The organism is Aquirufa rosea, from assembly GCF_004118285.1.
Classification (GTDB): Bacteria; Bacteroidota; Bacteroidia; order Cytophagales; family Spirosomataceae; genus Aquirufa; species Aquirufa rosea.
Genome location: NZ_SDHY01000004.1, coordinates 129,950 through 147,271 on the forward strand (window position 1 = coordinate 129,950; position 17,322 = coordinate 147,271).

13 protein-coding genes are annotated in these 17,322 nt (G+C 33.7%); 1 reads left to right on the plus strand and 12 read right to left on the minus strand.

What is annotated here, in order from left to right:
• Nucleotides 1-68: 68 nt before the first annotated feature.
• Complete coding sequence (locus ESB04_RS07740; protein WP_129027312.1) at nt 69-431, plus strand: MerR family transcriptional regulator; 363 nt, start codon at nt 69-71, stop codon at nt 429-431.
• A 298-nt stretch (nt 432-729) separates the two neighbouring features.
• Here ESB04_RS07740 and ESB04_RS07745 read toward each other — a convergent pair whose 3' ends face one another.
• From ESB04_RS07745 to ESB04_RS07795, 12 genes are all read right to left on the minus strand, one after another.
• Nucleotides 730-1,188, minus strand: coding sequence for a hypothetical protein (locus ESB04_RS07745; RefSeq protein ID WP_129027163.1), 459 nt, complete (start codon nt 1,186-1,188; stop codon nt 730-732).
• A gap of 2 nt (nt 1,189-1,190) precedes the next feature.
• Nucleotides 1,191-1,385, minus strand: coding sequence for a hypothetical protein (locus tag ESB04_RS12410; RefSeq protein WP_164969619.1), 195 nt, complete (start codon nt 1,383-1,385; stop codon nt 1,191-1,193).
• Between the two features lie 886 nt (nt 1,386-2,271).
• A complete protein-coding gene (locus tag ESB04_RS07750) occupies nt 2,272-3,654 on the minus strand; it encodes a sulfatase family protein (protein ID WP_129027164.1) in 1,383 nt (460 codons plus the stop codon).
• A 3-nt stretch (nt 3,655-3,657) separates the two neighbouring features.
• Nucleotides 3,658-5,007 (minus strand): sulfatase family protein, encoded by a 1,350-nt coding sequence (locus ESB04_RS07755; RefSeq protein WP_235832199.1) that lies wholly within the window; start codon nt 5,005-5,007, stop codon nt 3,658-3,660.
• Nucleotides 5,008-5,145: 138 nt separating this feature from the next.
• On the minus strand, nt 5,146-6,699 hold the full coding sequence (locus ESB04_RS07760; RefSeq protein WP_129027314.1) for a RagB/SusD family nutrient uptake outer membrane protein: 1,554 nt from the start codon (nt 6,697-6,699) through the stop codon (nt 5,146-5,148).
• 4 nt (nt 6,700-6,703) lie between these two features.
• On the minus strand, nt 6,704-10,081 hold the full coding sequence (locus ESB04_RS07765) for a SusC/RagA family TonB-linked outer membrane protein (RefSeq protein WP_129027165.1): 3,378 nt from the start codon (nt 10,079-10,081) through the stop codon (nt 6,704-6,706).
• A 174-nt stretch (nt 10,082-10,255) separates the two neighbouring features.
• Nucleotides 10,256-11,266 (minus strand): FecR family protein, encoded by a 1,011-nt coding sequence (locus ESB04_RS07770; RefSeq protein WP_129027166.1) that lies wholly within the window; start codon nt 11,264-11,266, stop codon nt 10,256-10,258.
• A 10-nt stretch (nt 11,267-11,276) separates the two neighbouring features.
• The gene (locus ESB04_RS07775; RefSeq protein ID WP_129027167.1) at nt 11,277-11,840 is read right to left on the minus strand and encodes an RNA polymerase sigma factor; all 564 of its coding nucleotides are present in this window, start codon (nt 11,838-11,840) and stop codon (nt 11,277-11,279) included.
• Nucleotides 11,841-12,538: 698 nt separating this feature from the next.
• Complete coding sequence (locus tag ESB04_RS07780; RefSeq protein ID WP_129027168.1) at nt 12,539-13,120, minus strand: hypothetical protein; 582 nt, start codon at nt 13,118-13,120, stop codon at nt 12,539-12,541.
• A 633-nt stretch (nt 13,121-13,753) separates the two neighbouring features.
• Nucleotides 13,754-14,461: an RloB family protein gene (locus tag ESB04_RS07785; RefSeq protein WP_129027169.1), complete on the minus strand. Its 708-nt coding sequence runs from the start codon at nt 14,459-14,461 to the stop codon at nt 13,754-13,756.
• The gene (locus tag ESB04_RS07790) at nt 14,436-15,770 is read right to left on the minus strand and encodes an AAA family ATPase (protein ID WP_129027170.1); all 1,335 of its coding nucleotides are present in this window, start codon (nt 15,768-15,770) and stop codon (nt 14,436-14,438) included. The genes ESB04_RS07785 and ESB04_RS07790 overlap by 26 nt, the downstream gene beginning before the upstream one ends.
• A 252-nt stretch (nt 15,771-16,022) precedes the next feature.
• A complete protein-coding gene (locus tag ESB04_RS07795) occupies nt 16,023-17,156 on the minus strand; it encodes a DUF3800 domain-containing protein (protein WP_129027171.1) in 1,134 nt (377 codons plus the stop codon).
• Nucleotides 17,157-17,322 lie beyond the last annotated feature (166 nt).

A 17,322-nucleotide genomic window follows, 5' to 3' on the forward strand; every position in this document is an offset into this window, starting at 1 on the left:
TTAAAACCTACAACAATAGAGTATGGTCTATAGTTGATATTTATTTTTCTATCCATTATATTTACCTTATGTTAATAAATGAGCTATCCAAAAAAACTGGGCTTTCGACACATACGATCCGCTTCTATGAAAAGTCGGGGTTAATTGAGGGAAAACAAAACAAAGCGGTTAAATCGAATAATTACTTTCATTACGACGAAGTAACCGTTGAAAAGTTAGAGTTCATTAGCGATGCTAAATCGGTGGGATTTACCATCAGGGAAATAGGTCAAATGATTGATGCTTGGTATAACCAAAAATATACCAAGGAACAAAAACTAGAAATTCTTGATGATAAGCTGATTTCTTTAGAGCAAAAAATGAAAGAGATAAAGGAAATGAAAAAGCAAATCATTGAATTTAAAGATGACGTCCTAAATGATAGGTGCTAGAAATCATCAATATAATATAATGAAAATTAAAAAATGCAAACCACTAAACCCACTACTGACCTCGAACCACTTAATCCAACATTTAAACCTTCATTTGATTCGTTAATCCATAATTCTGCTCAACCTTTTGATTTAGGGTTGTACCTTTTACGAAAAATAAGGATTTAAAAATAGAAAAGTTGCAGCCACAAAAATGTCTCTTTAGAGAAAGATATGACAGATTTTAACCAAAAAAAGAGGCCGAAATGACCTTTTTTTGATTTGTGCTCCCCCTTTTGTCGGAAGTTGCAACCAATTATTACAATTTAGACAGATTTTCTAAATCATTTAAATCCTTAGCTCGACCACTTATTTCCTTGTTTCTTTTCAGGTCATTAATGTGAATTACTTTCATTGGAATTTCTTCAAAAACAGTATCCAGTGCATTGTTATAAATTTCTTGAAAAGTAAATCCAGAGATTTCTTTTAAAATTTCAATACATACTGGGGGTCTTCCAAAGGTATAAACATTTATAAGAGCTTGGTGAAGAAAAGACTCTTCAGTCATGTCAAAAAGAGGCATTTGAAATTGTTTAAATGCTTCAGCCAATTTATCATAATTATTTTTCGAAACCTCAACAAATATATCAAGGTCTCCTGTGGTTCTAGGGAATCCATGATAGATAACAGAATATCCTCCGACTAAGACATAATTGACTTCATTTTTATTCAAAGCCAATAAAAATTCTTGAAAATCAGAATTAAAAATATTCCCCATGACTAATTCTTACGCATTGAAAATGCAGTTTTGTCTATTTTGGGAGGATTATCAATAGCATAATTAAAAGAAACGCTATTTAAATAGGAGAAAACCTTACTAATTTCCTCTTTACTCAATCCTAAATAATGAGTAACCTCTTCCTTTTGTTTAAAAAGGTTACCAGAAGTGCTGTATGTCCTATCTAATTTTGGCATAGTCAAATGTACTATGAATTTTTATACCTTCAAACAAACCAAAAGACAACAAAAAAAGTCACCATCTCTGATGACTTTCTTGTTTGGCTCCCTTACTAAGAGGAATGTTGCAGCCATCATTAATGATAAAACTATCTAAATTGATTGGAAATCAACTTTTTTGTAAAGATAATTAATTTAAGTTTCTAATTTTCTCCTCAAATTATTTCAACTTGATAAACTTCGTGTAAAATACAGGAAGTTTTTACTATTTAATTAAGTTTTAATTTGAAACAAAGTATATATGAAAATTAGTTATTGGGAATCGACGCGATATCTGAAATTAATATCCTTCAGTTCTAAACTATCTTGTTTTTAGGGACACTTATACATCCACATAAATGAACACGACGTTGGGGCGGCCAGCCATTTTTTGCGAATATGCCCTACTGATAATTAACAGACTTTTGCATATAAATAAACAATATCTAAAACTCATTATTCTTTGGTTATTATTGTTAAATTATGGTAAAATATCCCGTCATTACTTGAAAAAGAAATACGATGAATGGGCATTTCTTTTTCTGTGATAATTACTCTGTAAAATAATAAATTACCAGCATATTAAACATCTACTTTCAAATATGCTTACTACTGAGCAAATAAATATGATTGGATTTACTCCCAAATAGAATGAAACAAACCATTCGATCATTTAGAATAACTTTTTTTTCTAATGACGCTAAATTTAGTCGTTAAACTATCTGATTTACCCGTTAAAACGAATCGTCTTTGGGGAATGACGACTTTACATGAAGTCATGTTTTTGGGATTAGGACAATTTTGTCTTCCATCACTTTCAAAATTAGAAATTATTCCGATAAACAGGATGATTAAAAACTTCATATCAATCTTCCAAATTATTTTTGACAGCTTTAACAGAGGCTTTATGCTTCAAAACTAGTTCATTTATTTCCTGAATGACTTTCTCGTTATTATTTGAAATATCATATTGTTCCGAAGGATCTAAAGATATATTGTATAAAACGGGCTTTTCTAGTTTTTCAATCTTTTCAGGATATCCAATTGGATTGTTTTTGAAATAATATAATTTGTAATCCCCTAATCTAGCCGCAAACAAATCGGTGGCGTGATAAAAAAACATTTCATTCCTAGGATTTACTTCTTTATTATGTACCATCAATTGACTCAAATCATATCCATCTGTATTGACACTTTCGGGAAGTGGGATTTTAGCTATGCTACATAAGGTAGGTAATAAATCGAGTGTACTTCCCATTTTCATCTCCACTTTAGGTCGAAGATTTTTAGGAGACCAAATGATGAATGGAACACGCATACCACCCTCATAACTAGTTCCTTTTGCTCCGAACAATAAGCCTGAGGATCCACCCTGCTCTTTAAACAACTTCCAAGGTCCATTATCTGAAGTAAATATGACATAGGTATTTTCATCTAATTGTAATTCTTTTAAGGATTTTAAAACTTGGCCTACGCTCCAATCCAATTCCTCTATTACATCTCCATAAAGACCACGTTTACTTTTTCCTTTAAAATCTTGACCTGCAAATAGGGGCATATGGGGCATGGAATGGGCTAAATACAGAAAAAAAGGTTTGTCTTTATTCTTTTTAATGAAAGCTACCGACTCTTCTGTATAACGTTTGGTGATCGTATTTTGATTGGCTGGTCGCTCAATTATTTCTGAATTCCTCATTAATGGAACGTTGTATTGCTCAATTTTAGGGTTAAACATACTTTCATAAGTTAATCCTTTAGCCCGATCCATGTCATTGGAATAAGGAATTCCAAAATAGTAATCAAAACCATTGTTGTTAGGAGCGTATTGAGGCAAATGCCCCAAATGCCATTTACCTACTAAAGCAGTTTGGTAATTATTCATTTTTAAAATTTCAGCCATCGTCAGCTCTGACTCTGGAAGTCCACCTTTAGAATCAGGAAACAAAACGCGACGCTTATAACTTTCCATACCCATTCGAATAGGCAATTTCCCTGTCATTAAAGCCGCTCTAGATGGTGTGCAAACATTGGATGCTACATAAAAATTAGTCCATTTCTGTCCTTCGGCAGCCATACGATCCAAATTAGGTGTTTGAATTACTGGATTTCCAAATGTTCCAAGATCTCCATATCCCAAATCATCGGTATAAATGATAATGAAATTGGGTTTTCGGTTTTTATTTGGCTTGGATATTGTCTCAAAACTCATCAAAGCAAAAATGGCATATACGATGTAGGTCAGTTTCATTTTCTATTTATTCAAAGGTTTTTGCCAAGGAGTACTTCCTCCTTGCTGAATGTAAGTCATTAAAATCGTGTTCAATTTTTTCACCATTTCAGGATTGGCATGAACAAGATTATTTTTTTCCAATGGGTCATTTTTCAAATCATATAATTCATAGGGCTGAAATGGCGAATTTTGCAACAATTTCCATTGCCCTAACCGCAAAGCATGATAAGCTTTCCCCCCATAAAGAAGACCTCCTTCCCTCCTTGTGAAGTAAATAGGCCTTTCTAGAGATTCATCAGTTTGCCCTAAAAGAGTTTTGGCAAAACTTCTTCCTTCAATGGTATGATCCATTTTTCCTCCAATTAAATCTATCATGGTTGGGAAAATGTCCATTGACAAATTAACTGCCCTGGAATATGATCCTTTAGGGATTTTAGCAGACCATGAAATGACCGTTGGAACTCGAAGCCCTCCTTCATACATACTTTGTTTCCCGTCTCGAAGATCACCATTATTGGCTAAATCTGGCAAATGGCCTCCATTATCCGAGGTAAAAACGATGATGGTGTTCTCATACTGACCTGATTTTTTTAAGGCATTGATTACTTGCCCAATTCCATCATCTAAATGCTCAATAAAGGCCACTAATCTGGCTCTTTTTTCATTTATTCCAGGATTTCGTTGTAATACTTTATCCAACCAGACCTTTGGAGGCTGTACGGGAAAGTGGGGTGCATTATAGGCCAGGTAGAGAAAAAAGGGTTGTTTACTTTGGGCTTGTTGATGAATATAATCTACCGACCATTGTGTAAATAAATCAGTAGCATGTCCAACAGGCTCTATTTTTTGATTGTTACGCCTCATAAAATTTTTGCCATGCCTCAGGTGCGTCCAATAATCATCCATCATGTCTTCTAACCAACCATGAAAATAATCAAATCCCTTTTCATTGGGAAGGTTAGGAGACTCTAAACCTAAATTCCATTTCCCTATGTGAGCGGTATGGTAATTCATCTTTTTTAGAGCCGCAGGTAGTAAAATAGTACGAGGATCTAAATATCCCCAACTATTTTCGGAATGAGAACGAATTAAACCTGGAACACCAACAAAATCAGGATACCTACCTGACATCAACGAGGCTCTTGTGGGAGCACAGACTGGAGAATTTGCATAAAAATAATCCAATCTCATTCCATCCTCACGAAGCTTATCAATATTGGGAGTTATTAGATCTTTTGTCTTGTAATAAGACACATCATGATACCCTTGATCATCGGTTAGGATAATTAGAATATTGGGTTTTGAGTGCTGAGCCATTAATCCTCCCACAGATATCAGCCATAAAATACCGGCAAAAAAGCTATTTTTCACGATTTTATATTGTTTTAATTCCTTTTGAAATTCATTTTCTAACCTAATAATTAATTGTGTAAAATTGGGAAGTTCTATCTGACACTTCCCAATTGATTGTACTATCAACTACTACGAAAGGCATTCCAAATGACCAAATTACCATTTGGGATTTTGAACTAATTTAGGATTTAGAGATAATTCGCTAACAGGAATAGGTAATAAATTATAATAATCCAAGTAGCCATTAGGAAACTTAGTCTCAATAACCCCTCCTAAATGATCTTTTACCACTACAGGATAGATATCCTTACCTATATTCCATCTTTTAATATCAGACCAGTATAGTCCTTCTAAGGCAAATTCAATTCTTCTTTCTTTCCTTAGTCTTGCTCTGGCCTCTGCTTGCGTCAAACCCGTTGGAATTAATGAGATTTTCACATCTTTTCTTTCTGTCCGAATCCGATTAATGATTCCAATGGCCTCATCCACATTTTTATTCAATTCTATTAATGCCTCCGCTTTGGCCAACAAGACATCCGCGTATCTCATCACGATATTATTGATGGCAGATTGACCTGAGGTAGGCAAATTCGCCATTTGACTTTCCCTGTATTTACGAGCACTTAAATGCTTTAAGCGATTTCCTGGATGATTGAATGCTCCACCTGGGTAGATGTAATTAGGAAACCTAAATCCTAAAATATAAGATCCTGGAATAACGATGGTAAATTCCAAGCGGGGATCCCTATTCTTGAATTTATTGGATTTATCCACCGGACTACCATCGATAGTTTCATATGCATCTACTAAATCATCAGTAGGTACATACCTTGATCCACGGGTAAAACTACCTGTGCCTGTACCACAAAACTGATCATGAAATGAACCTTGTGAGTTTTCCCCTGAAATATATTGTATATCAAAAATCACCTCTGAATTATTCTCATTTTCTTGCTTGAACAATCCTTCATAAGAAGGGAATAAAGCGTATTTATTCAAAGCCTCAATTTGTTGTGTAACCTCTAGGACTTTTTCGTAATTGTTTTGATACAAATAAGCTCTCATTTTTAGACCCAAAGCTGCGCCTTTATCTGCTCTACCAATTTCAGGTGCTTTGATTCCTAAATTTTGAATAGCTACATCATAATCTGCTATAACCTGGTTCCAAGTGGCTTCTTTGGAAGCTCTAGGGATTTCTCTTGCTTCATCTGTTGTGAGGGAAGTATTAGTAATCGGTACTCCTCCGTATGCATCAGCCAATAAAGAATAGGCTAAACCTCGTAAAAAATGAGCTTCCCCCTTATAGATGTTTTTAGTCGCATCTGGCAATTTAACTTGCTCTAGAGCTTTTAACAGGTAATTCGCTCTAAATACAATGGCATAACACCTAGTCCATCTAAATGTAATAATATCCGTATCTGTCGCTGACAATTGCCCATTACCCAACTTAGTGATTGGGAAATTCCCCCAATTAAATGCATTTGGAGTGGCACCATCTAAGACTCCAAATCCAAATAAGCCTTCATTATAAATAGAAGACTCTCTTAGCAATGCGTAAACTCCATTTAAGGTAAGTTTTATATCGGCCTCATTTTGTGGAAAATTCGCCGTAGTAATCTTATCCTCTGGAAATATTTCTAAATACTTGTCCGAGCAACTAGTACAGATACTCAAAAAAACTATGCTGATATATAAAAGTATATTTTTCATCATCTTAGAAGTTTAAATTAACGCCCAAAGTCACAATCCTTGGAACTGGGTATTGATTAGTACTTGAATCAAACGTATTTTTTTCTGGGTCATACCCATCAAAATCTTGATTCACTAGAGTATAAACATTTTGGGCATTTATATAGATATATGCCTTCTTTAACCCATATTTATTGGATACTTTCTCAGGAACACTATAACCCAACTGAATATTTTTCAGCTTTACAAAATCCACTTTATTGACCCAAAAAGAAGATTGAGAACTATTCCATGAATTATCGAATCTGGCCATGGGAATATTGGTATTTGTATTGGTGGGTGTCCAAGAATTCAACCAACGTTCCCCAATAACCCTATTCTCATAGGTTAGATTGGTGAAATTATTTTGATTGAACATATTCACACCCAAAATTCCTTGCATGAGTATATTCAAATCAAATCCCTTGAATTTAAACGACGAAGAAATTCCAAAAGTGACTTTTGGAATTGTATTTCCGATAGACTGCTTATCCTCAAAGCCTAATTTCCCATCTCCATTCACATCTTCAAATTTCAAATTCCCTGCTTTGGGTTTAAACCCATTAGCAAACATGTGCTCAGAAGCCTCCTTATCAGATTGGTAAATTCCTACCACTTTATAGCCATATAATTCCCTGAATGAATAGCCTTCTCTAATTAAGTACAATTGGTCTGGTGATCTGGAAGTTCCAAACTTCGTGACCATGTTATTGATATAGGTGGCATTCAACCCCATACTAAAATTGAGCTTATCTCGATCTGATACTTGATTATTGTAGTTAAAAATAACTTCAACCCCATTATTGGTCATTTCACCCTTATTTTCAAAGGGGGAATTCAATCCTCCTAATACCAATGGAATGGGTAATTGAACTAAAATATCTTGTGTTTTTTTTGTGAAATAGTCGGTCTCTATCGATATCTTATTTTTAAAGAAGGATATTTCCAAACCTATATCAGTGGTAGCAGTTTTTTCCCAAGTGATATTTTCATCAATTAGACTAGTAATAGCCACTCCTGGCGCTAATTTGCCACCATAATTGTAGCTTAATCCATTATTCTGATTGATAATAGTCAAATAAGGCCAGTAATCCGAGATATTCTGATTGCCCAATCTACCCCATGAAGCTCGAATTTTTAGGTTTGAAATTACATCTGAGTTCTTTAAAAAATCCTCATCGGATACTCTCCAACCTGCTGAAAAGCCAGGAAAATATCCCCATCTATTTCCCTCTTTAAATCTAGATGAAGCATCTGCTCTAAAATTAGCTTCAAATAGATACTTTTGATTAAAGGCATAATTGAGCCTTCCAAAGTAGGATAAAATACGCAAGGCATTCATGTTTCCTGATCCTTGAATTCCAGAAGTACCAGCATCCACTTGAGTTAATCCTTCCTTAGGAGGACTACTTCTCCTGGCATATAAAGTTTGAATTTTATTTGATTCAATTTGTGTTCCAGCAATAACAGCTACATCATGAACTTGATTAAATGTCTTGGAATAATTGATCGTAGAAAATAGGTTGGTATTAAAACCCGATATATTTCCCCTGTTAATTTCTAAACCCTCTCGATTAAAATTCTTAGTAATGGTTTCTAAACCTGAATCTGTGTATCCAAAAACACTCGAATTATATCGATCTACTAAATTCCAGGTACCATTAGCTGCAAATGTCGTTTTAAACGACAAATGCTTCGTAAAATTAACCTCAGCCGTTGCATTGATAGAGAGTAAATTTTCTTGTGTGGAGGTTTGACCGTTCGCTGCATCAATCAGCGGATTTCTATTATCATAAAGTAAGGCTCCATTCTTATCAGCTACCTGAACAGAACCAAATCTTCCATCTCTTGTATATGGAGCAATAAAAGGTGCAGCACCACTTAACATATCAAATACTCGACCCAACGAACCATAGGTAATATCAGCATAAGGCTCTTTGGATAATCGATTGATATAACTTACTCGACCACTTATTTTTAACCAATTGTTAATTTTTGATTCTAGGTTGGCTCTTAAACTAAATCTTTGAGAATTCGTATTGGCAACCATCCCTTCTTGATTCAAATAATTAAATGACAAAAAAGTAGACGTTTGGGCTGATCCTCCTCGAATGGACACATTATGTTCCTGTATTTTGGCTGGTTTGAATAATTCTGAAAACCAATTGGTATTCGGATATATATAAGGATCTGTTCCCGTTTTAAATGCATTAATTAAATCCGCAGAATACAATGGACTAGCACCATCATTGACTAAAGCCCGATTGCTCAATTCCATATTATCTGCACTATTATTAATGGTTTTATATCTCATTCCTAGAGTTTGAACACCCACATAGGAATTTACATTGACTTGCATTTTTTCATTATTCTTACCCATTTTAGTGGTGATCAAAACTACACCATTGGCAGCTTTTGAACCAAAAATGGCAGCACTGGCAGCGTCTTTCAAAACGGAAATGGATTCGATATCCGATGGATTCAACTGCTCAAAAGTTCCCTCTACACCGTCTACTATAATCAAAGGATTAGCATTATTTAAAGTCCCCCAACCTCGTACACGTATTTGAGAACCATCGCTACCTGGTTTTCCAGAGTTTTGGCTTACCCAAACTCCGGAAGCAGTTCCACCAAGCGCTTGAGAGGAATTAGTTAAAGGTCTATTATTAATTTTTTCATCAAATTTTATGGTAGAAATAGAACCTGTTAAATTCACTTTTTGAGTACTACCATATCCAACTACGACAACCTCGTCTAAGGCAGTTACATCAGGCTTTAATGAAATTTCCAATTGAGATTTATCTCTTACTCCAATTTCTTGACTTAGATATCCGACAAAAGATATAATAAGTACTGCATTGTCATCTATGATGGAGATCGTAAAATTCCCATTAGAATCTGATTGAGTTCCTTTGGTAGTCCCTTTAACACTTATATTAACGCCTGGTAAACCTTGGCCAGTCTCATCTTTCACTTTTCCTGATAGGGTTCTATCAGCCACTTGCCTATTAATCAAATGAGAAATGTGAGAGCTTTCATCTTGATTATTTCGAAGAATGATTCGGTTTTCTTTAATTAAATATTCAACTGAGATAGGGGCCAATAATTCTTGCAACACCCAATCAAGTCTTTTTTTACTTACTTTGATATTAACTTTTTGTAACATATTGATGTTACTAGAGCTATATACAAATTTAACTTTGGCTTGCTTCTCAATTTGATTCAGCACTTTTTTAATTTCTACACTTTCCATTTGCAGGGATACCTGTTGCTGACTCAAGTCTAATTGACTTAAAGCCGAGTGTGCGTAAGAAAAGGTGCAAAAAATTAAACTTATGGCTAATTGCTGGAAGGAAATTTTCATAGTAATCCAAAGTAGTTTTGGAAACAGATGTGATTTGTTCATACTTTTACAGGGTTAAGATTTTACGATCATTAGCTATTTCTATTATTCATAATAGAAATAAGAGCCGAAGATGCGCCAACATCCTCGGCTCATTTTTTAGATATAATTAAGAACTATTCATGGTACATTATTTTAATTGCACGATTTGCCATTTATGAATACTGTAGAACCTCTAATTTCAAATTTGGCATTTACTGAAGAACAAGCAACCTCAAGTTGTTTATATAAATTCAAACCCCATAAATCTCCTGTAAATAGACACTTTTCAATTTCCTTATTTACAAATATGATGTCCACTCCATAATAATATTTGAATCGATCTTTTAATGCTCCAAATTGAATTTCATCAAAAGTAAAATCTGATTTTTGTAGACCAGGAACAATCAAAATAGGATCTTCAACAATACTTTCTTGAATTGTTTGATTTTCCAAATTGTAAATAGCTTTCAAATTTGGAGTTAATACTACCCCATTCAAATTACGCATGCTTCCATTTTTTGAATTAAGATACACGGATACTTTTCCACTTAACACGGCCACTTCAATAGATTTGCTCTTACTATCTAAACCTACTTTGAAACTTGTCCCTAATACTTCAGTGACTAAATCACCCATCCGAACTAAAAAAGGTTTTTTCTCATTCCTCGCAACTTTAAAATACCCTTTACCTTTTAAGAATACAGTCCTGTTTAATTTCCCAAAATCCTCCGAAACAATCAAACTTGAATTCTTTTCTAAAATAACTGTACTACCATCTGGAAGTTGAAGTGATTGATTTTTACTTGAAAAATTGTGTGTTTCTAAGCCCTTACTTTCTTGTATAGATTTTTGAAATAATTCTGGATATTTCAAGTACATGGAAATACTGAATATCAGAACCAAACTCGCTGCAAAAGCAATCTTAGGAAATCTAGATTTAAATAAAAAATGGATTTTATTTTCATTTTGAAAAGCCGAAGAAAATAGCTTATTCCAAAGCCTGTCCTCTTCCTGCTGAATTTTATTTTCATCGAATATATGCTTCAAATCTGCATGAGCATCCATATTATCATAAGTTATGCTTTCCAAAAAAATCTTTTCCTCTGGAGTACATTTTCCTTGTTCATATTTTGACAATAAGTGGTCAAATTCTCTCGTATTCATAATATTTATGTTAATTAGTCGAGTAAAAATTTTTAAAGTTCTTCTTCAAAAACTTCATTGATTTAGTTAGATGATATTCTACAGCTTTCTCTGACAAGGATAATTGCGAAGCAATAAGCTTTACGGGTATTTCATCGATTTTACTCATTCTAAAAATTAAGGCAGTTTTCTCAGGCATTTTCTGTAATAAAATATTCAACTTTTTATCAAATTCTTCTGAATTAATCATATCATCAGAGGTACTTGTTTCATGTATTTGATTCATCAATTGGAACTCCCTGTATCGTCTAAGTGTCATTTGACTTCGGATAGACTTATTAATTAAATTCCTACTAGCTATAAATAAGTAAATTTTCAAGTTTTCAATTTTAAGCTCCTCCCTCCTATTCCATAAACTTAGCATTAGGTCATGTAAAATTTCCTCAGAGTCTTCTTTGGAGCCTAAATTATGGTAAACAAACCCGTAAACGGATTTCCAATATCTTCTGTAAATCAGCTCAAATGCCTTATGATCTCCTTTTTGAAGGAGTATCAACAATTCTTCATCTGACATATGAGTCAATACCTCTGACATGGGATTTTACAAATTTTGGCTAGGGTTCCGTATAAGTCGAAAACCCCTAAAGAATTTTATATTTATTTATTAAATAATGACAAAACTTTCAACTTGTTTCTCAAATAGATCTTTAAATGAGATAAAAAAGAATCAAAAAGGAAGTTTTGGGGGAGTAATATAAACTTTTGCGAAAAGCTAATCTAAAATGTCTGTATTCACTGAATTATATTACATTAATTATAATGTCAAATGATAATAAAGCAAGTATGTGATGATGAAATTTGTGTAAAACTGCTTTTGTCTATTAAGAATGAATATAAAGTCAAAAATCTATAGAAAGAATTTGTAAGTGTCCCTAATTAACAGACAGTTTAGATTTTAAGAAAATCCATTTAATCTTAAATGGTTATTTATAGCCCTTGGCACATTCTTGGCACAAATAGAAAATCAGGTGTAAAACCCATGATAAATTGTGTCGAAAAAACACGAAAACCTCTCCTGGGCTCGAACCAAGAAAATCGATGAATAGAAGAAATAGAAGTGGATTATAAACAAAAAAAGTCACCATTTCTTATGACTTTTTGTTCAAGCTCCCCTTTCCGACGAAAGATGCAGCTATAATGCGATGATTGAGTTTGTGACTATTAGGAAATTGAAGGGTTGAACTTTGTACAATTTTGCAGGAGGTTCATTTCTATTAGCAAAAATCGTACTAATTAATTCTTAAAATCAAGACTACCACAGGGAACCGTTACAACATCTGTACCGGCTGTAATCTTGTAAAATAGTGTTTTGTCTTTTAATATATATTCTGCCCTAACCGGCCACTTTGTTTTATGGATGAAAATTGCGCTGTAAAATAAATAATTATTGAATGGTGAAATTCTATTATTCAAATCCTTTAATTGATTTGATTCATTATTTAAAAGAGTTGTTATACCCTTAAGACCATAATCGAACTCCTGCACTTTGTCAATTGTCATATTTGACTTTGTAAAGGCAACTTTAGCGTACGATTCTTCAGATTTAAAAGAAATGATTGTCGGAAATTTAATTTTTAAATCCAGAGGCGATGTTGCTTCATTACGTACATTAGTCCAAAAAATGAAATAATTGTACTCGTTTCCTTTATAGGAAACAATTCCGCCTCCCTTAGGTAAACTATTTGTAATAATTATTTTCTCTTTGGAGGATGCAGTGTAAACAACTTTAGAATATTCCCAATTCCTATTTTGAACTGATTGCCCATTCAAATTTAAAGAGAGTAATATTGGAAGGAAAACAGAAAACTTTTTCATAAAATAAAAGAAGGGTTACACTTATACAAGTATAACCCTTTTACTTTTATATCTGCTCCCTTAATAGGGGGAATGTTGCAGACATCAAATTCCTTAAAACTATCTAAATTGATAGGAATTGAACTATTTTGAAAAGAAAATTGATTTAAGTTTCAAATATTCTCCTCCAATTATTTCAACATGATGAACATCGTGTAAAATATTTGGATTTCATTTCTTCCAACTTTTATATAATTTAAGAGAGATACATTCTAAGTTATACTTTTATAACCATTAAAAACATTGTGTAATGTCATTTTAATGATAAATGCTGAAATTGAAATTACTCAAGTCAATCATCATTAGGTCATGATTCTAAACATTTGCACATTTGTACCAGTCCTTGTTGGTTATTTGAAAATGAATATCGTCCAATTTCTTTATTGATAAATAATGAATGCCCCCCAAAGGTATTATTCCCTAAAACACATATGTTAGCACAGTATGTTTTCCAACATTTTGGCGCTTAGTGCAATGGCGGATTACGGAGCACAAATATTCTTACGAAGAACTGCACTTGAACCTAACAAAAAACTGTCATATAAAGCACTGAATCCGCCTTTTGCCAAATCGCTGTTACCGGCTGGCGTTCTATCAATCGATATATTTCAGAAGTTCTCTAACAAGTAGGAATACAGTCGTTGATGATTCTTCTCTAGCTGGATTTGTATGGTCAAAATGATTGTAATTTCTCTCGGCTCTATCTATTGCAAGTTCAGCTCTTTTTTTGCTCGTTTTGTCGTCTATACCGTCAAGTAATTCAAAAAAATCTTCTTCTATTAATTTTGTTCCATTGCCATCATAAGTTACTTTGAATGGTTTAAGGTGTTCGTTGATTTTATCGTTATAGCTATCTCTATGCATCCCACCACCTTGATGGTCATTAAAGTGTAATATCAGCCAATATTCAAACGATTGATTTGAATAAGCTACTCCAAAGCTGTTAGCTGCGGCTATTTGAATTGCAGAGTTGAAATCATTATTATTAAAATCGTCTTTGTCAAACACACACCAAACTTGGTCGTAGTTTCCTTGTTGGGCTAAAGCGAGGGCTCTATTCACTAACGAAACTGTATTATATCCTTCTCCTACTGATTTAACTTTTGCTGAAGTAATTCTGAATTGATTGAAATAAGAGGGTTCGGTATTTTCTCCTTCACAAACAATAAGAATTGATGGTTTTTCTGTTAACTCAGCAACAGGTCTTTCTAGGCTCGGTTCTTTCCTCCGTTGAGCCTTTAACTGTTCAAGGTGCTTTTGCTTAGCTACTTTTTGTTCAGCTTTTTTGTCCTTCATTTTCATTTTCTGTCAATAAAAATTTTAGATTTTCAAAAAAGCCAAGAAATGGAACTGCACCATATTTCCCCTTAATGTAATTATCTTCAAAAGGGTCATTTTTTCTTACTTCATCTGATTTAAAGTCAGCTAAAGAATAAAGTTTAGCTTCTCCAAATTTATTTTTGTTTGTAAACCAAATTTGGTCTCTTCTAAATAGACCTGAACTTAATAAGTTTGTGTCGTGAGTATTGAAAATCAACTGTGCACTCTTCTTATTGAACTCTTTGGAGTTAAAAAGCAAAACGATTTTACAAACTAAATTTGGATGAAGTTTTGAGTCTAACTCATCTACAACTAATGTGTAACCGTTTTCAATCACATCAAGAATCGGCCCTGTTAAAGCAAAGAATTTTCTTGTCCCTGAAGATTCATCTTCGTCCAAAGAAAAACTAATGTTTCCTACCGCTTTTAAGTGTTCATTGTATTTTTTATGCTTGGTTAATACATCAGAAACATACTCTTGTTTTTCTTCACGGACTTCTTTAATAATTTTATCTTTAAGTTCTTTGGGCATCCCTTTCGGAAGGCTATTGATGTCAAGTTTTTGTAACTCGATATCTTGAATTCCCAAATCAGCAGCTTTCAATAAATCAAGAATTTTGATTTTATGGTCAGGGTCTTCTGTTCTACCCATAGTAAAACCTTGGTAACCTGATTCGTTTAATCCTGATAAGGTTTTTAGTCTTTTAAACCAATCCAACACATTGATTGCAGTCTTTTCATTGAATTGAGCAGCTACAGAAATTAATAATGCATTATCTCGAACAAGACCTTCTTTAACAACAGTATTGCCTTTTGTGAAACTTCGTTCGTGAGTATTGAAAGTACTTCCTTCTCTGTAATAAAGTTCAACTTCTTTTGTTTTTGGTTTGTGATAAAGCCACTCAGATACAATTCTTTCAGCTGTCGCTTCAAAGCCATAACGGTAATACACATTTTTATGAACGAAAATGATTTCAAATTCAGATGGTTCATTTTCTGTCTGTGTGCTTAGTTTAAAAGGCTCAACTTCAATAGTCTCTCCTTTTTGGCTTTCCTTTGAACTATTGACTACGAAATATCTCATAAATGCAAATGCATCTAGCAACTTGCTTTTACCACTAGCATTTGCACCATAGATAACTGCACTTTTGAGAAGTCTCAGTCCAAAGTTATCATTGATTACGATATTTTCGTGCTCTCTGGTGTCTTTATCATAGTTAGAAGCAATAAGGCTCAATGTCGCTTTGTCCTTAAATGTCCTAAAGTTTTTAATTGAAAATTGCAGAAGCATCTTTTTGCCTGTTTTTGATTAATTGTCTGCAAAGGTATTCTTTATTTTATATTTTCAAGCGAAATAAAAGTGCTTTTTGGTCGATTTGGTTCGGGAATCTGGTTTATGTTGCATTTTTTAAGCTTGCCGGTAACAGTTTCGGGCTTTGCTTTCGGGCGGGTTTCGGATCACTACACTGTCAACCTGCACAAAAGTTGATGCGAGGTAAAATGTTCAATTAACCACCAAACCCGCAATTGAGCCAAACGCCTGTTATTGGGCGTTGTTTTTTATGTTTTCACGTATTCTGTCCATTTTAGATATTTCTTCAAAGCTGTCGGTGTTGTGTAAAAACCCAATGTTTTTATTTTGTGACTTGTCAATTACATGAATGATTAAGTCAATATTTGATTGTTGTGTCATTGTTAATGTTTGAAAGTCAGTATCAATTTTTTCTCGTGTGCTTGTGTTCAAATAGTTTGTCAGTTTACCCATTAGTCCAACGAAAACGTCCGACAGTTGAATTAACTGTTCTGTTTTAGAATCTACAAATGTATAGTTTTTGATTTCATCTTCACCGTCAAGTATTTTGTAATCTTTTAGAGTTTCAGATATTGAATCTTCATTATCAAAAATGTGAGTTGAGTTTTTGAACAAGTAAATTGGTCTCAAGTAGAAGTGTGATAAATCTTTGAGAAGAATATAATCGTCTTCGTCTTGGATAAAAGGCAATGAACCTTTTTTCTTGGCTTCCTTTAAAATCTGTCTCAATGACTCCAATCCAAAATGAAATTCCTGAGTGTCTATATATGCGTCAAACAATGAAGTCAGTTCTTCTATGAACGGAAGAACAGACTCACTTTTGATATTCGGATATTCATACCTATAAAATAGGTCAACTAGTGCATCTATTTCAAGTCTTGAAAGTTTATACAGGTCATTCTTTAAATGATTGGAAAATTGCGGTCCAAGCTGTTGAGCAGCTTCAGAACTTACTATTGCTGAATCAACAATGTCAACCAATGACCAATAAAGAATATTGAGGCTTGAATAATGAACATACAAATCGTTATCCCTTAAAAAATGAAGAAACAATTTTAGTTTTTCCGATTTTAAACAGTCGAGAAATTGTCCACTTGCAATATGTTTAAATTTAACTTCTGTTGCTGTCTTTTGAAGTTTGAAGCTGTCAATAAGGGGCTGAACATTTGGTGCCTTTCCCGAGTGAACTAAACCACCTAAAACAAAATTTGCAGTAAATGTGTAGTTAAAGTCATTTTCTCTGACATAGAACTTTTTAATGTTGTTCGTTTCGTCATAGTAAAATGTAAATGCCCCGTCAAAGTCTGCTGTCGGTACAACCATTTTTGTAAACTTTCTTATATCACTTATTTCGTAGTCTATCATTGTTGTCGAGTCTTTTTACAATGTCCTATAACGGTTTGCAGCTTGGCACATTTGCCGATTGCGTAACGTTAATTTGTCTTGCTAAGATACGATTTGAAAGCGTAAAACAGTACAGAAGCACAGTGAAATAGCGGCAATAAAGCCTAGGTGCAGTTAGCCGCTGCCT